Here is a 21955-nt window from a genome sequence, read left to right on the forward strand (position 1 = left end):
GAAGGGGAGCCAAAAGCTCCCCTTCGTGTCTTTCATGTTTCAACTCAAACGCTTGGCTGCCCTAGCCGCTATGGTTGGGGGCGAGCACTTCCCGCGAGCCGTTGGTGCCCATCGCGGAGACGACACCGGCCATTTCCATGGCCTCGACCAGCCGCGCGGCGCGGTTGTAGCCGATCTTGAAGCGCCGCTGCACGGCGGAGATGGAAGCACGACGCGACTCGACCACATAGGCGACCGCTTCATCGTAGAGCGCATCCTGCTCGGCATCGCCGTCCTCGCCTTCGGCCTCAAGCCCGGCCAGCGCATCCGCCTGCACGCCGCCGGTGAGGATCTCCTCGATATACTCCGGCGTGCCGCGACGCTTCCAGTCATCCACCACGCGGTGCACCTCGTCATCATCGACGAAGGCGCCGTGGACACGCGTCGGCATGCCGGCACCGGCCGGCAGATAGAGCATGTCACCATGGCCCAGCAGATCTTCCGCACCGCCCTGGTCGAGAATGGTGCGCGAGTCGATCTTGGAAGAGACCTGGAAGGCCATGCGCGTCGGGATGTTGGCCTTGATCAAGCCGGTCACCACGTCCACTGATGGGCGCTGAGTGGCCAGAATCAGGTGAATCCCCGCGGCACGCGCCTTCTGGGCCAGACGTGCGATCAGCTCCTCGACCTTCTTGCCGACGATCATGAACATGTCGGCAAACTCGTCGATCACCACCACGATGTAGGGCAGCTTGGCGAGCACCGGCGGATGCTGGTGCATCTCCCAGGGCTGTGGCTCCCACAGCGGGTCAGCGATCTGGGCGCCATGCGCCTCGGCTTCATCGATCTTGGCATTGAAGCCGGCGAGGTTACGCACCCCCATGGCGGCCATCAGCTTGTAGCGACGCTCCATCTCGGCGACACACCAGCGCAGGGCATTGGCGGCCTCCTTCATGTCCGTCACCACCGGTGCCAGCAGGTGCGGGATGCCGTCATAGACCGACAGCTCCAGCATCTTGGGGTCGACCATGATCATGCGCACTTCATCTGGCGTGGCCTTGAGCAGCATCGAGATCAGCATCGAGTTGATGCCGACCGACTTGCCCGAACCGGTGGTACCGGCCACCAGCAGGTGAGGCATCTTGCCCAGATTGGCCACCACCGGTGCGCCCCCGATGTCCTGACCCAGCGCCAGCGTGACCGGCGAATCCGCCAGCTGATAGGCATCCGAGTCGAAGACTTCGCGCAGGCGGATCATGGCGCGGTTGGGGTTGGGAATCTCGATGCCGACCGTGGGACGCCCCGGAATCACCTCGACCACCCGCACGCTCTTGACCAGCAGTGAACGCGCCAGGTCGGTCGACAGGTTGGAGATCTTGGAGGCCTTGACCCCCGGCGCCGGCTGGATCTCGAAGCGCGTGATGACCGGCCCCGGCCACACATCCGCCACCTCGGCCTTCACTCCGTACTCGCGCAGACGCACCACCAGCAGCTCGGCCATCTGGTCGAGTTCTTCTTCGCTGTAGTTGGGCTTCTGCTCATCCGGGGGCGTCAGCAGGCTGAGCTGTGGCAGATCGCCCTCCGGCGCCTCTTCGTGATCCGAGCCCTCGTGACGCTGACTCTGCAGGTGCTCCACGGTCCAGAGTGTCGGCCCGGAGGGATCCCGTACCGCTTCCTGCGCATCTTCCGCCGTCGCCAGTCGCCCGGCACCCGGCACCATGCCGGACTCATCGCCGTCATAGGCCCAGCTCGGACGCTCAGGCGTCGCGTTGGCGGGGGCCTGCTGCGGCTCGATCTCGTCTTCCGGTACCTGCGGCTCTGCCGGCTGCAACGGGGCGGCCGACTCACGAGCGGCCAGCTCTCGAGAAGCTGGCTCTCGGGAAGCCTGCTCAGGCTCTGGCGCACGTGGCGCCGGCTCCGTCGGTTCCGCCGGTGTCGGTGCCGGAGCCGAAGTTGACGTCGGGACGCCACCAGCACCGCTCGCACCAGCCGTTGCCGGACCCGATGCGGTGGGCGTGGCATCGGTGGATTTGCCGGTGGGAGCCTCGAAGGCATCATCCCAGGAGACGACGGCCTTGCGCGAGGCCGCTGCTGCCACACCGGCAGCCATCACGCCGGCACCGACCGCAGCGCCTGCCAGAGAGGACTCTCTCGGTAGCGGTGCATCCTCTTCATCACGCGGCTCAGGCGGCTGAAGCGCCGGATTGGCTGCCTTGTGAGCGCGTTCGGCTTCCTGCGCGGCGGCCTGACGGGAGGTCTCGGCCTCATGCTGGGCCTGACGTGCCGCTTCTGCTTGACGCGCTGCCTCGGCCTCACGTGCCGCTTCTGCTTCGCGGGCCGCCTCAGTCTCGCGTGCCGCTTCTGCTTCGCGGGCCGCCTCAGTCTCACGGTCTGCCTGGCTCTGCGACGCCTTGTCAGCTTCGCGGGAGGTCGACTCTGCCTGGCGAGTGTCCTGACGCGCTGCAGGTGCGAAGGCAGACGCAGCGTCCCACTCCTTCGCTGGCCGGGAATCTGTCACCGGTGGGGTTTCGCTCACCGAGCTATCGACTGGCGGCGTGCTGCCGGACGTCGACGCCTCGGCGTCACGGGACGCCGAGGCGTGACGCTGACGCTCGGCTTCGATGGCAGAGGCATCCGGCAGGCGCGAGCGGGTCACATCGGCGCGTGAGTCTGCGGCGCTCTCGAGCGAGGCTGCCGTTCTGGGGGCCGCGGCAGCCTGGGACGCCACGGCCGCCTGCACGGCGCTGGCAAGCTCGACGCCCTCGATGTTGACCGTGGCACTCTGCACCGTCATGCGTTCGGTGTAGGCAGCCCCCGGTACCTTGGCGGAAGGCGTGGTCTCGGCTGTCTGCCAGGGGATATCCGTGCTGCGATCATTGGCGAAATCGTCGTCACCGCCAAGCGAGGGTTCCACCCGACGCTTGCCACGTGGCTCAGCCGCCAGAGTGTCGTCGGCCTGCGCTGCGCCAAGCAGTATCTCGTCACTGTCCTCTTCCCACTCGACACGCTCGTCTCGACGGCGCGGCAACAGACGCTGCCACCAGCTCAGTCGCTCATCATCACGCTCCGGCTCGTTGTCGGCATCGTTCTCGTCGTGAGTCAGCGCTTCCTCGGCATAGGTCGCCTCGTCATCGTATTCATCATCACGACGACTATTGAGTCGCTCCTTCAGCCAGACGCCAAGGCGCATGCAGCCATTGCCCAGCTCGTCCATGACCGTCAGCCACGACATGCCGGTAAACAGCGTGAAACCACACAGGAAGCTGGCAAGCGACGCCAGCACGGTGCCGCCCATGCCGATCAAGGGCGTGAGCGCTCCTGCGATGCCCTTGCCGAGGATACCGCCGGCACCGTTGGTCAGCTGGCTGTCAGGGCTGTAGAACTGGATATCGCCGATCACGCAAGTCGCCATGATCAACAGGAAGAGCCCGCCGGCACGCACCGCGATGGTGGTCGGGTCCCACACCAGCTCGGTGCTGGGTTGACGCATCAGACGCCAGGCACCGAAACCGAGCATGGCAGGCCACCACAGGGCGCTGCCACCGAACAGGGAATACAGGACGTCGGACAACCAGGCACCGATGCTACCCATCCAGTTGCTCGTCGTCGACTCAGGTCCGCTGTAGGACCAGCCGGGGTCCGTCGGCGCGTAGCTGAACAACGCCAGCAGCATGAAGACGCACAGGCTGAGCATGAGGATGACCACGCCTTCACGGCTGACACCCTGCAAGGTGGTCGTCAGTCGTGATGGCGGGCGCGCCTGGGCTTCCGCGCGTCGTTCGGCACGGATGGCCTTGCGCTCCTCGCGTTCAGCCTGGCGCTCCTCACGACGCAGGGCCGCCGCGCTCATCTCGCGCGGTTCATTCCTGCTCGTGTCCTTCTTCGCGGGCTTGCCCGAGACTCTGGGCGTCTTGCGGGGCGCGGGCTTGCTGGCCGCTGAAGCGCCCCGCAGACGAGCGAAGAAGCCTGGCGCATCCGCCTTCTGGCGGGCACGCTTTCTCGGTGTTGCTGCCGCGCGGCGGCTGCGGGTCTCCGGCTTCGCCTGATCCCGACTTGTCTTTCTGGCACTCTTGGCAGTCAAGTCGCCATCCCCCTTGCACCTTGTGGGCGATTTTCCATGTACCTTCAGCCGGTTATCATAACCATCCGATGGCAGTGACGTCACAATTGCCGATTCACGTCTGCCCATGACATCCAGGTGTCACGAGCGCATTGCACTGAGCTGTTCACGATCCAACAAGAGACTGCCCATGCTGCCCTGGCTTCCTCCTGCCCCCGTACGCTTCCCGCATGCCAGCGAAGCGCTGAGCGACCCCGATGGCCTGCTGTGCGCGGGCGGCGACCTCAGCCCCGAGTGGTTGCTGGCGGCCTACCCTCGCGGGATCTTTCCCTGGTTCAGCCCGGGTGACCCGATACTGTGGTGGTCGCCAGACCCGCGCATGGTGCTGAGACCCGAGGAGGTGCGCGTACGTCGCAGTCTGGCCAAACGCCTGCGCAATGGCGGGTTCCACTTCAGCATCGACCGCGACTTTACCGGCGTCATCGATGCCTGTGCCAGCATTTCCCGTGAGGGGCAGGCCGGCACATGGATATTGCCAGAAATGCAGCAGGCCTACATCGCTCTGCATGCCATGGGTCACGCCCACAGCGTCGAGGTCTGGCAGGGTGACAGCCTGGTAGGCGGCCTGTATGGCGTGGCCTGTGGCCGGGTCTTCTTCGGTGAGTCCATGTTCTCTCGCACCACGGATGCCTCGAAGATGGCACTGGTCGTGTTGTGCCGTGAACTTGAAGCACGCGGCTTTCCGCTGATCGATTGCCAGATGCACACCCCGCACCTGGAGAGCCTTGGGGCTTGCAGCATCGCTCGCAGCGAATTCATCAGCTATCTTGACCAGTATGCCACTGGCGAAGGGCATGAGGGCAAGTGGTCACTGACAACCGAGCCCTTGAAACACGGCAATCAAGACCTGTGAGCCATATCGCAAGGTGAAGGTCATCAGGTCCTTGGAACGATACCGCCATCCTGGCGCAGGTCATCACCGACGATGGGCTGCCGGCGTCCACACTGATGCAGTGAGGGAGATGAAGCGAAGGTGAGCAGCAATACCCCCAAACAACCGCAACGCGATCTGCGCTTCTTCCTGACCGTGCCCCATGCCTGCAGCTACCTGGAAGGACGCCAGGCGACCACGCTGTTCCTCGACCCACAGGAAGCGCCCAACTCCGGCGTCTATGATGCTCTGGCTCTGCTCGGCTTTCGTCGCAGCGGCTCACACCTCTATCGACCGCACTGCGGCGATTGCCGCGCCTGCATCTCGGTACGAGTCCCCATCGCCGACTTCACGCCCAACCGTACCCAGAAGAAATTGCTCAAGCGCAATGCCGATCTCACCATCGAGGAAGGCCCGGCACTGTTCGATCCCGAACACTATCGTCTGTATGCGCACTATATCCGTAGCCGTCACGCCGATGGCGACATGTTCCCGCCAAGCCACGAGCAATACCGTACCTTTCTGACGTCACGCGATGAATATGCACGCCTGATCAGCTTCCGGCTCGATGGCAGGCTGGTGGCGGTCGCGGCCATGGATCGCATGAGCCATGGGCTGTCCGCCATCTACACCTTCTACGACCCCGATGAAGCCTTCCAGTCGCGCTCCCTCGGCACCTACGCCGTACTGTGGCAGATAGAGCAGGCGCGCCGGGAGGCTCTGGCGCATCTTTATCTGGGCTACTGGATACGGGATTGCCGCAAGATGAACTACAAGCAGCATTTCCAACCGTTGGAATACCTGGATGGCAGCCATTGGCGTCGTCGGATCCCCTTCAGCTTCCATGATACTCACCTCCCCCTGAGCCTCATCAAGACTGGTGACAGCCTGCAGCGCGACGCCTAGGGCCCGCCTTCGCCTTCCCGCTCCTGAAAGGATGGGGAACCTCATGGCAGTGCCGCTGCCCAACCTCGGTGCAGCGGGTTCTCGAGAGGGGATTCGAAAGGGAAGCTCGAGAGTGGACAGGGGCAGCCCCTGCCACCAGCGGAACCTGTCGGTGGCACTGGATACGATTTTATCGCTCCTGCGGCCTGCCCACGAGCGCTCAAGGAGCGTACAATCTCGCTTCGACTTTGCCTTGCTGCCGCCCTTGCGGCACAATATCGCGTATCGAAGTCCCGAATCCGGCACTTTTCTGTGCGCGGATGGCTCGGAACCCACCGCATTACTCCCTGTATCAGATGAGGATCAGCCTATATGGCGCGTGAAGATCATATTGAAATGGAAGGCGTCATCGTCGACACCCTTCCGAACACCACTTTCCGTGTAGAACTGGAAAACGGCCACATCGTGACCGCACACATCTCCGGCAAGATGCGCAAGAACTACATCCGCATCCTGACCGGTGACAAGGTCAAGGTTGAGCTGACTCCCTACGACCTGTCCAAGGGCCGTATCGTCTACCGTTCGCGCTGAGCACGGTCTGACTGCCTTGCCGGTCACTCGACATCGAGCATCAGGCTGCGGGGGCATGGCAAATCAAGATCTGCCCTCACCCCACTTGCCAATGCTCCCTGTGACACCGGCTGGCTGAACCGGCCGTCCTGGCATTTCAGACATGGAAGCCTTTCCTGCCTGATCCCCCCGCTCGGACCCGGAACAGCGCACCACCAGCCCTTCGTGACACGACTCCTCGTGACATTGAAGGCGCGTCTCGATGGTGCGCGCCAGAGTATTCCGATGATGCCGCTTTGCCCCGTGGATGCGTCCTGTCCCGAACGCCCGCCTGGCCTTCGCTCCCATCCCATGAGGACAAGCGGCTCATCCATGCCCCCGCCCCTGCCATGACACGCTGCCCTTGCGGCAGAGGCCTTGGCGTGGGCGCCTTTCACCTTTCCCCTTCTGCGTAATCCGTCCTCACCCCCTCTTCTTCCTTGCTGACTGGCACCTTGCTGGCTGGCTGCAGATACTCCTTGTTCACGCACCTGGCTCACGCTCCCTTGCCCTCTTGCTTCTCTTGCCTCTGTCTTGGCTGCACCATCGGCCGTCCTTTCCGCCATGGACCCTGCTGTCGGCATTTGACCCTCGGCGGAGCGGAATCACTGCGCAAATGCGCTCTTGCGGGCAAAAGAAAACGGCCAGTGCCTGAGCACTGACCGTTCATTGTGATGATGCTGCGGGGCATCAATACATCACGAGACGGGGCGACCCTCAGGCCATTTCAGCTTCGGTCTCCAGGTGCAGTTCGCCGTTATCGACCGTGACATGCACGATACCACCGGACTCCGACAGATCACCGAACAGGATCATCTCGGCCAACGGCTTCTTGAGCTTCTCCTGAATGACGCGCGCCATCGGACGAGCCCCCATTGCCGGGTCATAGCCCAGAGTCGCCAGCAGGTCTCGCGCTTCATCCGCCACGTCCAGCTGCACGCGTTTCTCATCCAGCTGCGCCTGCAGTTCGACCAGGAACTTGTCGACCACATTGCGCACCACGGCGAGATCCAGCGCGCCGAACTGGATGATGCCATCCAGACGGTTGCGGAATTCCGGCGAGAATGTCTTGCGGATGACTTCCATGGCGTCGGTGGAATGGTCCTGGTGCTTGAAGCCGATGGAGCGACGCGCCACCTGCTCGGCACCCGCATTGGAGGTCATCACCAGGATGACGTTGCGGAAGTCCGCTTCGCGACCGTTGTTGTCGGTCAGGCGGCCGTGGTCCATCACCTGCAGCAGCAGGTTGAAGACTTCCGGGTGTGCCTTCTCGATCTCATCCAGCAACAGCACGCAGTGCGGCTGCTTGGTGATGGCTTCGGTCAACAGACCGCCCTGGTCATAACCGACGTAGCCCGGCGGTGCCCCGATGAGGCGCGAGACGGTGTGACGCTCCATGTACTCGGACATGTCGAAGCGCACCAGCTCGATACCCATCAGCGCCGCCAGCTGACGAGCGACCTCGGTCTTGCCGACGCCTGTCGGGCCAGCGAACAGGAAGCTGCCGACCGGCTTGTCCGGCGCCTTGAGGCCTGCACGCGACAGCTTGATCGCCGCGGACAGCCCGGTGATGGCGTCGTCCTGCCCGAACACCAGCATCTTGAGATCGCGCTCGAGATTGGACAGCAGCTTCTTGTCGGAGCTGGAGACCGTCTTCGGCGGAATGCGGGCGATGGAGGCGACGATCGCCTCGACCTGCTCGGTATCGATGGTATCGACACGGATGCTCTCCGGCAGCAGGCGCTGGTGGGCACCGGCTTCATCGATCACATCGATGGCCTTGTCGGGCAGCTGACGATCGTTGATGTAGCGATCCGCCAGTCGCACTGCCGTCTCGAGCGCCGCATCGGTGTACTTGAGGGCATGGTGTTCCTCGAAGCGACCTCGCAGCCCCTTGAGGATGCGAATGGTGTCGTCCACCGACGGCTCCATGACATCGACCTTCTGGAAGCGACGTGCCAGCGCACGGTCCTTCTCGAAGATGCCGCGGAATTCCTGGAAGGTGGTGGAACCGATGCAGCGCAGCTCACCGGAAGACAGCAGCGGCTTGAGCAGATTGGAGGCATCCATCACGCCACCGGACGCCGCCCCCGCCCCGATGACGGTGTGGATCTCGTCGATGAACAGGATCGAGTTCGGTTCCTTGCGCAGCTCCGCCAGCAGAGCCTTGAGGCGCTTCTCGAAATCACCGCGGTACTTGGTACCCGCCAGCAGCGCGCCGAGATCCAGCGAGTAGACGACAGCTTCCTTGATGACTTCCGGGACGTCTTCCTCGACGATTCGCTTGGCGAGACCTTCCGCGATGGCGGTCTTGCCGACACCGGCCTCGCCGACCAGCAGCGGGTTGTTCTTGCGACGGCGCACCAGAATCTGCACCACGCGCTCAAGTTCTTCATCACGGCCGATCAGCGGATCGATCTTGCCCAGACGTGCCTGGTCGTTGAGGTTGGTGGCGTAGTTGGTCAGCGGGCTGTTGCCGCTCTCGCTGCTGCTCTCCTCGCCTTCCTCGCTCTCGACCGACGCCTGAGGCGCCTGGGTGTGACCCGCCACCTTGGAAATGCCGTGGGCGATGTAGTTGACTGCATCGACCCGCGCGACATTCTGCTGCTTGAGGAAGTAGACCGCCTGGCTTTCCTGCTCGGAGAAGATGGCCACCAGCACGTTGGCGCCGGTCACTTCACTCTTGCCGGAGGATTGGACATGGAAGACAGCACGCTGAAGCACGCGCTGGAAGCCCAGCGTCGGCTGCGTCTCGCGGTCTTCCTGCTCTTCCGGGATCAGCGGGGTGGTGGAGTTGATGAAGTCCTGAAGGTCGACTCGCAACTTGTCCAGATTGGCGCCGCAGGCGCGCAAGACGTCCGAAGCGGAGGCATTGTCGAGCAGTGCCAGCAGGAGGTGTTCCACGGTCATGAATTCGTGGCGCTTGGAACGTGCCACGGTGAAGGCCGTGTTCAGGGTCAGTTCAAGTTCTTTGCTCAACATGGCAAGTCCCCTCTAGGCCGCGTCTTGGACGGATCACTCCGCCCGGTCGATGTCGCACAGCAGCGGATGCTGGCACTCTCGAGCATATTGATTCACTTGGTGGCATTTCGTTTCCGCGATGTCGCGGCTGAAGATGCCACAGGTTCCTTTTCCCTGATGATGGACAGCGAGCATGATCTGTACTGCCTGCTCCTGATCCTTGTTGAAGAAGGTGGTCAGCACCTCCACGACGAAATCCATCGGCGTGAAGTCATCATTGTGCAGAACGACCTTGTACATGGGCGGTGGCGCCAGTTCGGGCTCAGCGGTAGCGAACGCCAGATCGCCATCCTGATCCTCCTGGTGCGACGGCTCCTGTGCCGAGGGAGCCTGATTCCTGATCCGCAACAGCTGCGAGAAAGAGAAGCTGCTGCACGATGTGTCTGTCTTGAACATAAGGGGCTGATCCGGTGAACACAAGCAGTGGCGAAGCTGATTGCCTCAACGCGCCACGACGGAAGGCCACTTCCATCGCCGGGCATTGACGTTGATGGGATAAGGAAAAGATGAGGGCATGTCGCGCATGATGCAAGCGCCCTGCGCTCAAGTGTGCTCACGAGCGGGCGCAAAGCGCGCCGGAATGTCGTCTCCTGGAAGACGAAACGACATCTCAAGACGCAAGAAGGCCCCCGGACACGTCCGGGGGCCTTCTTCTGAGAACCCTGCACTGCCTGAAACGGAACGTCAGTCCCGGTCAGACAAGTGTCGGATCTCAGGCATCCATGTTGTCAGCGACAGCCTGACCGAACTCGGAGCACTTGAGCAGCTTGGCATCGTCCATCAGGCGATGGAAGTCATAGGTGACTTCGCCCTTGGCGATGGCCTTCTCGACGCCTTTCAGCACGAGATCCGCGGCTTCGACCCAACCCATGTGACGCAGCATCATCTCGGCGGAGAGGATGACGGAGCCCGGGTTGACCTTGTCCTGACCAGCGTACTTCGGTGCAGTACCGTGAGTCGCTTCGAACATGGCGACGGTGTCGGACAGGTTGGCACCCGGCGCGATACCGATACCACCCACTTCCGCCGCCAGAGCGTCGGACAGGTAGTCACCGTTCAGGTTCAGGGTAGCGATGACATCGTATTCCGCCGGACGCAGCAGGATCTGCTGGAGCATGGCGTCAGCGATGACGTCCTTGACCACGATGTCCTTACCGTTGTTCGGGTTCTTGAAGGTCATCCACGGGCCGCCATCCAGCAGCTCGCCGCCGAACTCGTCCTTGACGATTTCGTAGCCCCAGTCCTTGAAGGCACCTTCGGTGAACTTCATGATGTTGCCCTTGTGCACCAGGGTCAGCGACTCACGGTCGTTGTCGATGGTGTACTGGACAGCCTGACGGACCAGACGCTTGGTACCTTCTTCGGACACCGGCTTGACGCCGATACCGCAGTTCTGCGGGAAGCGGATGTTGGTGACACCCATCTCTTCGCGCAGGAACTTGATGACCTTGTCGGCTTCCGGCGTTCCCGCTTTCCATTCGACACCTGCGTAGATGTCTTCGGAGTTTTCACGGAAGATGACCATGTCGACGTCGGCCGGCTTCTTGACCGGACTCGGCACACCCGTGAACCAGCGCACCGGGCGCAGGCAGGTGTACAGGTCAAGCTTCTGACGCAGCGCGACGTTCAGGGAGCGAATACCACCGCCCACCGGAGTGGTCAGCGGACCCTTGATGGAAACGACGTAATCCTTGACAGCCTCGAGAGTCTCTTCCGGCAGCCAGGTGTCAGCGTCATAGACGTGAGTGGCTTTTTCACCGGCGTAGACTTCCATCCAGTGAATCTTGCGCTCACCGCCATAGGCCTTTTCGACAGCAGCGTCGATGGCAATCTTCATGGCCGGAGTCACGTCCACGCCGATACCATCGCCTTCGATGAACGGGATGATCGGATTATTCGGAACGTTGAGGGTATTGTCGGAATTTGCGGTGATCTTGGCACCGCCTTCCGGGACGACAATCTTCTGGAACCCCATTGATAACTCCCCTGTCATGGATTCAGTGGAGGCGCGAGTATAGCACCCGTGCCGCTTCTCACAGTAGGCTTATACGGCAGCCGCGACAAAAGTCTAAACCATGTCTCTCATATATCTGCTACACAAGCCCTACCGCGTTCTGACGCAGTTCACCGACCGCGATCAAGGCCGTCAGACCCTCGCGGACTTCATCGACGTGCCGGATGTCTATGCCGCCGGACGCCTCGATTATGATTCGGAAGGATTGCTGCTGCTCACCAGTGATGGCGCGCTCTCCCACCAGATCGCACATCCGAAGAAGAAGCAACCCAAGACTTACTGGGTGCAGGTGGAAGGCGCCCCTGATGAGCAGGCCATCGCCGCGCTGAGAGCCGGCGTGGAGCTCAAGGATGGCATGACCCGACCGGCCAAGGTCAGGCTCATCGACCCACCGGCGTTGCCAGAAAGGCAACCTCCCGTGCGCTTTCGTGCCAGCATTCCCACCCACTGGCTCGAGATCATCATCAGCGAGGGTCGCAATCGACAGGTACGCCGGATGACCGCACATGTCGGTCTGCCGACACTGCGCCTTGTCCGAGCCGCCATCGGCCCCTGGAAGCTCGATGGCCTGGCACCCGGCAAGTGGCGCAGCGAGGAGGTCGAGATGCCCGTGCCGCCACGTAAGGCGCGCCCGCCCGCTCGTGGCAGGAACGCTGGCGGCCCCGGGGAGCGCAAGAACGGCTCGGGGCCGAAGCAAAGCACCAGGGGTGCCGACAAGCGCAAGCCTCGACAGTCCGACAGGCAGGCCGGCCACCATGCCGACGGCAAGCCAGCGTCGGGCAAGGCAGCCGCAGGCAAACGCAGCGGCGGATCTTCGCGTCCCTCCTCCTCGCGCCCCCCCTCCCACAAGAAAGGAAGAAAATCCTGATGGCTGCACGCTGGACCCCGAATGCCACCGTTGCCTGTGTCGTGGAACGCGCCGGGCGCTACCTGATCGTCGAAGAGGACAAGGGCGGCCCCGCGACGCTGTTCAACCAGCCGGCCGGCCACCTCGAGCCTCACGAGCGCATCATTGATGGCGTGCAGCGCGAGGTACGTGAGGAAACGGCCTGGCGTATCCTGCTGACAGGCTATCTTGGCCTGTACGTGCACGTTGCCGAGGATGGCACCCATTTCCACTCGCATGGCTTCGAGGCAGCGGCGCTGGAGCACCTGAACACGCCACTCGACCCTGACATCGTCAGGACCCACTGGCTGACTCTCGAGGAAATCGAGCAGCTGGAGGCCATGGGGCGTCTGCGCAGCCCGCTGGTGACCCGCCGTATCCGCGACAGCCTGCGTGGCAAGCGCTTCCCGCTCGACGTCATCCACGATTGACGCGCGCCCTGGTGACCGCTCAGGCGCCTGCCGTGCGTCAGAGGCTGCAGGCGGGGTGAATCCCACCCACGCCTTCAGGTATAATCGCGGTCAATCAAGCGGTGCCAGAATGACGTATCCGCCGCCTCCCCTGTTTGTGACGACTCGCGGCCACGCGGGTGACGAGAGAACTGATGACCGCTGAAACCGGTACCGGAACCAAGGTCATCGTCGGCATGTCCGGCGGTGTCGACTCCTCTGTCTCTGCCCTGTTGTTGATGGAGCAGGGCTACCAGGTCGAAGGCCTGTTCATGAAGAACTGGGACGAAGATGACGGCAGCGAATACTGCACCGCCATCGAAGACCTGGCCGATGCCCAGGCCGTGTGCGACAAGCTCGGCATCAAGCTGCATACCGCCAACTTCGCCGCGGAGTACTGGGACAATGTCTTCGAGCACTTCCTGGCCGAGTACAAGGCCGGTCGCACGCCGAATCCCGACATCCTTTGCAATCGGGAGATCAAGTTCAAGGTCTTCCTCGAGTATGCCGAGATGCTGGGTGCCGAGCTGATCGCCACCGGCCACTACGTGCGTGGCGGCGTGCGTGAGGGTCGTGCGCGCCTGCTCAAGGGCCTGGACACCAACAAGGACCAGAGCTACTTCCTGCACGCCGTGCCGGAGTCCGCCATCGCGCGCACCCTGTTCCCGGTGGGAGAACTGGAGAAGCACGAAGTGCGGACCATCGCCGAGAGGCATGAGCTTGTCACCGCGCGCAAGAAGGACTCCACCGGTATCTGCTTCATCGGTGAGCGACGCTTCGCCGACTTCCTCAAGCAGTACCTGCCGGCCCAGCCGGGCAAGATCGAGACGCCTGACGGCGAGGTCATCGGCGAGCACATGGGCCTGATGTACTACACCCTCGGCCAGCGCCAGGGCCTGGGCATCGGCGGACTGCGCAACCATCCGGACGCTCCCTGGTTCGTCTGTGCCAAGGATCTGGAGCGCAACGTGCTGATCGCCGTGCAGGGCAAGCACCACGAGCTGCTCTACACCCAGGTCCTGAGCACCGAGTCCGTCGACTGGGTGGCGGGCGAGCCGCCCGCGGCCGATGCCAACGGCGAACTGCGTATCCGCTGCAAGAATCGCTACCGTCAGGAAGATCAGGCCGCGACCTTGATCGTCAATGACGGCCAGCGTGTCGAGGTACGCTTCGATGAGCCACAACGTGCCGTCACGCCCGGTCAGTCAGCCGTCTTCTATTTCGGCGACATCTGTCTGGGTGGCGGCGTGATCGATGCCGCCTGGAAACTTCCGGCAGCGGCCAGCAGCATGGCCGCCGCCCCGCTCTCTGGCCCCGAGGAGTCTGCCGCGCAATGACCAGCGTGCCGATCCGTCCCGTCACTGATACCACCACCCGCCAGGCGCTTTCGCTGGCGGGCGTCTTCCAGGCGGCCGCGCTGGTCGATGAGCTCGCCCGTCATGGCCAGTGCGATGAGCGCGCCTGGGAGACCCTGGTCAACGCCACTCTGGACACCAACCCGGAAAGCTTCGAGGCCATCTACGGCGGGCATCACAACCGCCTGCGCCTGGGCATCGACACCGTGAGTGCGGTGATGGATCGGCGTCAGGTCTCCCCTGTGGTGATGCGCTATGGCTTCTCGCTGGTGATGCTGATGAGCAAGCTCAAGCAGGACCCGGACATGCTGGACAAGCTGGGGGCAGGCCTGACGCGTATCCAGGGCCAGGCCGAGCACTTCGGGCCGACCCACGAGAACGTGATCGCAAGCCTCGGCGAGCTCTACCAGCAGACCCTCTCCACCTTCCGTTACCGGATCGTGGTGCAGGGCGATCCCGGTCTGCTGCAGCAACGCATGATGCCAGAGCGCATCCGTTGCGCCCTGCTGGCCGGCGTACGCTTCGCGCTGCTGTGGGACCAGCAGGGCGGCCGTCGCTGGAAGCTGATCTTCCAGCGCTCCGCGCTCAAGAAATCCCTGCGCCAGCTGGACTGATGCCGGCTCGCCGAGGCCGGCAGCACGCCCGCCAGGCAACACCGCGCACACCCCGAATTCGCTTCAACAACGCTGGAACCCGTCAAGCGGGTTCCGAGACACTTGAACTGGCAGCACGTCCTGTCCTGCCACCATCGGAAGATTCTCATCATGCAGCTGTCCGCCCTCACCGCTCTGTCTCCTGTCGATGGCCGTTATGGCGCCAAGACCGAGGCCCTGCGCGAGCACTTCAGTGAATTCGGCCTGATCCGTGCCCGTGTCACCGTCGAGGTGCGCTGGCTGCAGCGCCTGGCCGCCCACGCCGAGATCGCTGAAGTGCCGGCTTTCTCGAAGAAAGCCAACGCCGTGCTGGACGCCATCGTCAGCGACTTCAGTGTCGAGGATGCCCAGCGCATCAAGGACATCGAACGCACCACCAATCACGACGTGAAGGCGGTCGAGTACTTCCTGAAGGAGAAGGTCGAGGGCAACGCTGAGCTCAACGCCGTCACCGAATTCATCCACTTCGCCTGCACCAGTGAAGACATCAACAACCTGTCTCACGCCCTGATGCTGCGTGGCGGTCTGGACAACGTGCTGCTGCCGCAGATGCGTGAAGTGACCGAGGCCATCGTCGCACTGGCTCACCAGCACGCCGAACAGCCGATGCTGTCGCGTACCCACGGCCAGACAGCCAGCCCGACCACCCTGGGCAAGGAAATGGCCAACGTCGCCGCGCGTCTGCGTCGTCAGCTGGCCCAGATCGAACGCATCGAGATGCTCGGCAAGATCAACGGTGCCGTGGGCAACTACAACGCCCACCTGACCACCTACCCGGCCATCGACTGGGCGGCCAATGCCGAAACCTTCGTCGAGAGCCTCGGACTGACCTTCAACCCGTACACCACCCAGATCGAGCCGCACGACTACATCGCCGAGCTGTTCGATGCCGTCTGCCGCTTCAACACCATCCTGATCGACTTCGATCGTGATGTCTGGGGCTACATCTCGCTGGGTTACTTCAAGCAGCGCACCGTGGCCGGCGAGATCGGCTCCTCCACCATGCCGCACAAGGTCAACCCGATCGACTTCGAGAACTCCGAAGGCAATCTGGGCATCGCCAACGCCGTGCTGGGCCATCTGGCACAGAAGCTGCCGATCTCCCGCTGGCAGCGTGACCTGACCGACTCCACCGTACTGCGCAATCTCGGTACCGGTCTGGCACAGGGTCTGATCGCCTACCAGGCGACCCTGAAGGGCATCAGCAAGCTGGAAGCCAACCCGGAACGCCTGAACGCGGATCTGGACAACAGCTGGGAAGTGCTGGCCGAGCCGATCCAGACCGTCATGCGTCGTTACGGCATCGAGAAGCCCTACGAGAAGCTCAAGGAGCTGACCCGTGGCAAGCGCATCGACCAGGCCGGTTTCGCCGCCTTCATCGAGACGCTGGAACTGCCGGAAGACGTCAAGACCGAGCTGAAAGCTCTGAGCCCGGCCAGCTACATTGGCAACGCCATTGCACAGGCCAAGGCGCTCTAAGCGACATTGCGCATTGCATGTCAGATGACGCCGGGGCCTCTGCTCCGGCGTCATGCATTACGTATCACGTATCACGTATTACACATCAGACAGCAGACATCAGGCGACGCGCTGCATGCGGCGCTCGTTGCACGACCATGTATTCACGACCATGAATTCACGACCACTGACGCATCCACGTCAGTGCGCACGACATGTCACGTCCCACGCGGGCCGGCATGGATCGCATTGCCGCCAGCCAACCGGAAGCGGCTTCACCGACGTCATCGCGAGACACGCAGGCCCACCAAGGGCCGCGGCTCACGTTCGAGAGGTTCTGCATGAGCACATCCCCCGCCCCCCACGACACCGACACGCCACTGGCACTGTTGGGCGGCCTGAGCATCCGCGAATTCCTGCGCGACTACTGGCAGCAGAAGCCGCTGCTGATTCGCGGCGCCTTCGCGGATTTCGAGACGCCGCTGGAAGCCGATGAACTGGCGGGACTGGCCTGCGAGGACGGCATCGAGGCACGCCTGGTGGAAGAGCATGGTCCCGACAAGGCCTGGCAGGTCAGCCACGGGCCTTTCGATGACGCCACCTTCGCGCGTCTCGACGCCAAGGACGACAGCCAGTGGAGCCTGCTGGTGCAGGCAGTGGACCATTACGTCCCGGACGTCGCTGCCCTCTTCGAGCCCTTCACCTTCCTGCCGCGCTGGCGCCTCGATGACATCATGATCAGCTACGCGCCCACCGGCGGCAGCGTCGGTCCGCACCTGGACAACTACGATGTCTTCCTGCTCCAGGCGCAAGGCCAGCGTCACTGGCAGCTGGGCGGCATGCACGGTGATGACGCCGAGATCATCGATGGCATCGACCTGCGCATCCTCAAGCACTTCGAGGTCACGCCGGGCGAGGATTGGGTGCTGGAGCCGGGCGACATGCTCTACGTGCCGCCGCGTCTGGCCCACCACGGCGTCAGCCAGTCCGATGACTGCATGACCATCTCGGTCGGCTTCCGTGCCCCTTCCGCCGATGAAGTCGTCACCTCCTATGCCGATTACCTGGGCGCCAGCCTGCCGGAATCGCTGCGCTACCGTGACCAGGGCATGGCACCGGTCGCCAATGCCGGCGAGCTGGACGACGCCTCGCTCGAGCGCGTACGCGAACTGTTGCTCAGCACGTTGGACAACCCGGCCCAGCTGGCCCAGTGGTTCGGTCGCTACATGACCCAGCCCAAGTATCTGGAGCAGCTCGCCGCCCGTGAGCCGGCGCTCAAGACGCATGAACTGGTCGAGTATCTGGAAGATGAAGGCGTACTGGTGCGCTCGCTGGGCTCGCGCTTCGCCTTCCGTCACGGTGAGAATGACACCAGCACCCTGTTCGTCGATGGCGATGGCGTCCCCGCGACCCCGGCGCTCGCGGAAGCGCTGGCCTCCAGCGAACGCCTGACGGCGGTGTTGCTTGACTACACGACGGCCGACCTTGATCGCAAGGCCGTGGTCAGCCTGCTCACGGCGCTGGTCAATCGCGGCAGTCTGATTCTGGAATGCGACCTGCAGGACGAAGAGGACGAGGAGGAAGATGACGCATGAGTGACGCCATGATCAGTCTGGAACGCGGTGACTGGCAGACCCTCGCCGATGAGGCCAGCGAGATCCGTCGCGTGGTCTTCATCGAAGAGCAGCAGGTCCCGCAGGACGAGGAATGGGACGGCCGCGACGAGCAGTGCGTCCATTTCCTGGCACGTCTTGAAGGGCGTGCCGTCGGGACCGCTCGCCTGCTGCCGGATGGCCATGTCGGTCGCGTCGCCGTGCTCTCCCAGGCACGGGGGCTGGGGCTTGGTCTGCGCCTGATGGAGGCGGCCATTCATGCCGCTCGCCAGGCGGGTCACGCAGAGGTACTGCTCGATGCCCAGATCCACGCTCTGGAATTCTATCAACGCCTGGGCTTCACGGCCTTCGGTGAGGAATTCATCGATGCCGGGATACCGCACCGCAGCATGCGCTTGATTCTCAACTGAAAAGCGACGTTTTGTCACCAGAAACCGGCTCCCTGTGGGGGCCGGTTTTTTTATGCCTTCAAATATCTTGTAGTCTGGCTACAACGTGAAACGTGACCAAGTCATCATTCCCCAGGGCCCATGAAACCTGACATGATGATGATATTGAAAATATTAAAACACTCGTTTGTCATGCGAATTATCCTCAGCGTTGAAACGTTATGAAACGGGCGTTTTAATACGACCAAGGAATGAAAGACAACGCGATGATTCACAGCGATGCTAGGAGTCATCCCCATCACGCTGCATTGCGGCATCGCCAATCAGGAGGCCTCCCCATGCATGGCATACCCTCTGCAACGCTTGCCACATCCAGCGGGAGCTCCATGGCCAACGTCAGCAGCCATGTGCCGGGACGCAGCGCCACCAGTGGCATCACGGGGAAGCCACTGGAGGAAGCCCAGAGTGAGCTGTGGCACTCCCGAGAGATGCAGGCACGCCTCGCCAGACTGGCTCGCCCGATGATCGACCTCCTGCCCAGCGTTCCACCAGAACCGACCGCTGCACAGGCACAGACGATCTGTCACCTGAGCCGTGACAAGCGCTGGCACCTGGCAGGCAACGACTGGCAATGGCAACGATTCGATGGGACCTCGCAGCCGGCGTCGACGGGACCGGAGCCGGGATTGCGCGACGACACCTGGCAGGTGGCACGTCAGGGTGACGGACTGGCGGCTGATTCACGCCTCGCGCTACCCGGGCTCGAGCAAGCCGTGAAGGGGCTCATGATCGCCGGACGCCCCCTCCCGCTGGCCTTCTGGACGCTGGCCGCCGCGCGGCATCGCGGCGAACGCCATGCCGGGCTCGATATCGCTCACATCGGCAGTGTGCGAGAAGCGCTCTGCTGGGGGGAACTCATCGCACGCCTCAGAGCGCCGGATGGCCGCCCTCCCCGCGTCACGGCAAGACTTGCGAACTGCACGGTGCCAGTCCTGGAGGCCAGCCTCTACTTCCTGCAGCCCTGGCTCGAGCGTCTGACTCTGCAGCCTCATCCTGAGATGCGCGAGGGCTGCCATCAGGTACTGCTCGAGAGAACTCGCCTGACCGACACGACTTCAAGACCCACAACAACAAACGATGATCTCGCTATCCCACGATGACAATGACAAATGATGGATAGCGCTTGGCGGCGATGAGCGGCAGGCAGCCCGGAGGGTCTCACGACATTTCCGCACGCCAGTCTCTGACCAGGTCCCGCCCTGATTCACCAGATGACACGGCAACAGACACAAGACACCACGACATGCCAGGCGCCCTCGAGGCCCTGCGACGAAGCCATCAGGAGATGCACCATGACTCAATCACGTGCCGAACAGATTGCAGCGCTGGAAAAGGACTGGGCCGAAAATGCACGTTGGGAAGGCGTGACACGCCCGTATTCCGCAGAGGATGTGGTGCGCCTGCGCGGCTCCGTCCAGGAAGCCAACACCCTGGCGACGCGTGGTGCCGAAAAGCTCTGGAAACTGGTCAATGGTGATGCCAAGAAGGGCTACGTCAACTGTCTTGGCGCCCTGACCGGTGGCCAGGCCATGCAACAGGTGAAGGCCGGTATCGAAGCCATCTACCTGTCCGGCTGGCAGGTCGCCGCTGACAACAATACCAGCGAGGCCATGTACCCGGATCAATCCCTTTACCCGGTGGATTCCGTGCCGACCGTGGTCAAGCGCATCAACAACACCTTCCGTCGCGCCGACCAAATCCAATGGCAAAAAGGGGCCAATCCGGGCGATGCCGGCTTCGTCGACTACTTCGCGCCCATCGTGGCGGATGCCGAGGCCGGCTTCGGTGGCGTACTCAACGGCTATGAGCTGATGACCGCCATGATCCGCGCGGGCGCCTCCGGCGTGCACTTCGAGGACCAGCTGGCCTCGGTCAAGAAATGTGGTCACATGGGGGGCAAGGTGCTGGTGCCGACCCAGGAAGCGGTGCAGAAGCTGGTCGCCGCGCGTCTGGCCGCTGACGTGGCCGGCGTGCCGACGCTGGTCATCGCGCGTACCGATGCCAACGCCGCTGACCTGATCACCTCTGACGTCGACGACTACGACAAGCCGTTCCTGACCGGCGAGCGCTCCGACGAAGGCTTCTATCGCGTCAATGCCGGCCTGGATCAGGCCATCGCACGCGGTCTCGCCTACGCGCCCTACGCCGACCTGATCTGGTGCGAGACGGCCAAGCCGGACCTCGAGGAAGCACGCCGCTTCGCGGAAGCGATCAAGAAGGAATACCCGGATCAGCTGCTGGCCTACAACTGCTCCCCTTCCTTCAACTGGAAGAAGAACCTCGACGACGCCACCATCGCCAAGTTCCAGCAGGAACTCTCGGACATGGGCTACAAGTACCAGTTCATCACCCTGGCCGGCATCCACAACATGTGGTTCAACATGTTCGATCTCGCCTACGACTACGCCCAGGGCGAAGGCATGAAGCACTACGTCGAGAAGGTACAGGAAGCCGAATTTGCCGCCGCCGAGAAGGGCTACACCTTCGTGGCACACCAGCAGGAAGTCGGCACCGGCTACTTCGATGACATGACCAATGTCATCCAGGGTGGCAACTCCTCCGTCACCGCCCTCACCGGCTCTACCGAGGAAGACCAGTTCTGATCCCAGCACTTCCCTGCAGACAGCAGACAACCCTCGGCGAGACAGAGACTTGACCGAGGGTCACCATCCGAAGACACGCAAGCCCGTTCACGCGGGCTTGCGTGTCTTCGTCGTTCCAGAATTCGGTGCATGGGGCGCGACGCAACAGTGGCACGGGTGCTCCCGCCCGGGATGGCGTGCAGGGGAACCCGAGAATGGCGGCGTGGTCTATACTGTTAGGAAACAGTGTTCTTGCACTGTCACGGGGGCATTGCCTCGGCCCTCGACAGCGCAACGACACGGTGGCGGCCAACGGACGTGCCAGCCAGCTTCTCTCATCCGTCGTCATCGGCCTCCACACCCCATGACCTCATCACAACCGAATGTTGCACCGCTTCCTGCGAGGAAATACACCATGAGCTTCCCGACCCACTCACAACGACGTCCTGACGCGAAACGCTCGGCACGCTGGTTGCCAGTGATCGCCATTGGCCTGCTGACACTGGGTGGCTGCGCGAACAGCGATATCTATTCCGGCAACGTCTACACCGGCGATCAGGCCAAGCGCGCACAGTCCGTGAGCTACGGCACCATCACCTCGCTGCGCCCGGTGCAGATCCAGGCACAGGATGAAGGCAGCGGCGTGCTTGGCGGCCTGGGTGGCGCCGTCGTCGGCGGCCTGCTCGGCAGCCAGATCGGTGGCGGTTCCGGCCGCGCGATCGCGACCGCCGCCGGTGCCATCGGCGGTAGCGTCGCGGGCAAGTCGATCGCCGACAACGTCGACCAGATCGATGCCTATGAGATCGAGGTGCGCCGCGATGCTGGCGACAGCCTCATCGTCGTCCAGAAGGCCGATACCGCCTTCTCGGTTGGCCAGCGTGTCCGCCTGGTCGGCTACGGTGCCAACCTGAGCGTCGCCCCGTATTGATCCTCTTGATGGCTGGTGCCCTTGCCGGGTGCCAGCCATTCAGTGTCTCCCCTCCCTGAACGACTTCTGTTGCAGGCCTCTCT

16 protein-coding genes and 1 pseudogene are annotated in these 21955 nt (G+C 63.0%); 13 read left to right on the forward strand and 4 right to left on the reverse strand.

Translation table 11 applies throughout. The features are described 5' to 3' along the window. Positions 1 to 61: 61 nt before the first annotated feature. The gene (locus ACZYGA_RS02905) at positions 62 to 3829 is read right to left on the reverse strand and encodes a DNA translocase FtsK (protein ID WP_404625772.1); all 3768 of its coding nucleotides are present in this window, start codon (positions 3827 to 3829) and stop codon (positions 62 to 64) included. Positions 3830 to 4229: 400 nt separating this feature from the next. Here ACZYGA_RS02905 and aat point away from each other — a divergent pair, with 400 nt between their 5' ends. The 3 genes from aat (at position 4230) to infA (ending at position 6446) form a co-directional block, all read left to right on the forward strand. After that, on the forward strand, positions 4230 to 4952 hold the full coding sequence (aat, locus tag ACZYGA_RS02910; protein ID WP_077375328.1) for a leucyl/phenylalanyl-tRNA--protein transferase: 723 nt from the start codon (positions 4230 to 4232) through the stop codon (positions 4950 to 4952). A gap of 120 nt (positions 4953 to 5072) precedes the next feature. Beyond that, the gene (locus ACZYGA_RS02915) at positions 5073 to 5876 is read left to right on the forward strand and encodes an arginyltransferase (protein ID WP_084207979.1); all 804 of its coding nucleotides are present in this window, start codon (positions 5073 to 5075) and stop codon (positions 5874 to 5876) included. Between the two features lie 351 nt (positions 5877 to 6227). Then, positions 6228 to 6446: a translation initiation factor IF-1 gene (gene infA / locus ACZYGA_RS02920; RefSeq protein ID WP_024953359.1), complete on the forward strand. Its 219-nt coding sequence runs from the start codon at positions 6228 to 6230 to the stop codon at positions 6444 to 6446. 735 nt (positions 6447 to 7181) lie between these two features. Here the strand turns inward: infA and clpA are convergent. From clpA to icd, 3 genes are all read right to left on the reverse strand, one after another. After that, entirely contained in the window at positions 7182 to 9446 is a 2265-nt protein-coding gene (gene clpA / locus ACZYGA_RS02925) for an ATP-dependent Clp protease ATP-binding subunit ClpA (protein ID WP_077375333.1), read from the reverse strand. Positions 9447 to 9479: 33 nt separating this feature from the next. Further along, positions 9480 to 9881 (reverse strand): ATP-dependent Clp protease adapter ClpS, encoded by a 402-nt coding sequence (clpS, locus tag ACZYGA_RS02930; protein WP_077375336.1) that lies wholly within the window; start codon positions 9879 to 9881, stop codon positions 9480 to 9482. A gap of 316 nt (positions 9882 to 10197) precedes the next feature. Then, the gene (icd, locus tag ACZYGA_RS02935) at positions 10198 to 11460 is read right to left on the reverse strand and encodes an NADP-dependent isocitrate dehydrogenase (protein WP_065392420.1); all 1263 of its coding nucleotides are present in this window, start codon (positions 11458 to 11460) and stop codon (positions 10198 to 10200) included. A 100-nt stretch (positions 11461 to 11560) separates the two neighbouring features. Here icd and ACZYGA_RS02940 point away from each other — a divergent pair. The 10 genes and pseudogenes from ACZYGA_RS02940 to ACZYGA_RS02985 all read left to right on the forward strand — a co-directional run. Then, a pseudogene (locus ACZYGA_RS02940) lies at positions 11561 to 12163 on the forward strand (pseudouridine synthase); the annotation flags it as partial. A 203-nt stretch (positions 12164 to 12366) separates the two neighbouring features. Beyond that, positions 12367 to 12816 (forward strand): NUDIX domain-containing protein, encoded by a 450-nt coding sequence (locus ACZYGA_RS02945; RefSeq protein WP_136938838.1) that lies wholly within the window; start codon positions 12367 to 12369, stop codon positions 12814 to 12816. Positions 12817 to 12989: 173 nt separating this feature from the next. After that, entirely contained in the window at positions 12990 to 14171 is a 1182-nt protein-coding gene (gene mnmA / locus ACZYGA_RS02950) for a tRNA 2-thiouridine(34) synthase MnmA (protein ID WP_404625777.1), read from the forward strand. Then, positions 14168 to 14803 (forward strand): high frequency lysogenization protein HflD, encoded by a 636-nt coding sequence (hflD, locus tag ACZYGA_RS02955; RefSeq protein WP_077375348.1) that lies wholly within the window; start codon positions 14168 to 14170, stop codon positions 14801 to 14803. The genes mnmA and hflD overlap by 4 nt, the downstream gene beginning before the upstream one ends. A gap of 150 nt (positions 14804 to 14953) precedes the next feature. Continuing rightward, on the forward strand, positions 14954 to 16321 hold the full coding sequence (gene purB, locus ACZYGA_RS02960) for an adenylosuccinate lyase (protein ID WP_404625779.1): 1368 nt from the start codon (positions 14954 to 14956) through the stop codon (positions 16319 to 16321). Positions 16322 to 16641: 320 nt separating this feature from the next. Further along, the gene (locus ACZYGA_RS02965) at positions 16642 to 17895 is read left to right on the forward strand and encodes a cupin domain-containing protein (RefSeq protein ID WP_077375354.1); all 1254 of its coding nucleotides are present in this window, start codon (positions 16642 to 16644) and stop codon (positions 17893 to 17895) included. Next, positions 17892 to 18323 carry a GNAT family N-acetyltransferase gene (locus tag ACZYGA_RS02970; RefSeq protein ID WP_077375356.1) on the forward strand — a complete coding sequence of 144 codons (432 nt, stop codon included), beginning with the start codon at positions 17892 to 17894 and terminating at the stop codon, positions 18321 to 18323. Before ACZYGA_RS02965 ends, ACZYGA_RS02970 begins: the two co-directional genes overlap by 4 nt. A gap of 365 nt (positions 18324 to 18688) precedes the next feature. Then, positions 18689 to 19462: a hypothetical protein gene (locus tag ACZYGA_RS02975; RefSeq protein ID WP_176493511.1), complete on the forward strand. Its 774-nt coding sequence runs from the start codon at positions 18689 to 18691 to the stop codon at positions 19460 to 19462. A gap of 192 nt (positions 19463 to 19654) precedes the next feature. Next, positions 19655 to 20965, forward strand: coding sequence for an isocitrate lyase (gene aceA / locus ACZYGA_RS02980; protein WP_077375362.1), 1311 nt, complete (start codon positions 19655 to 19657; stop codon positions 20963 to 20965). A 394-nt stretch (positions 20966 to 21359) separates the two neighbouring features. Next, positions 21360 to 21872, forward strand: coding sequence for an outer membrane lipoprotein (locus ACZYGA_RS02985; RefSeq protein WP_077375365.1), 513 nt, complete (start codon positions 21360 to 21362; stop codon positions 21870 to 21872). Positions 21873 to 21955: the final 83 nt, after the last annotated feature.

It is taken from the genome of Cobetia sp. BL01 (assembly GCF_056493605.1).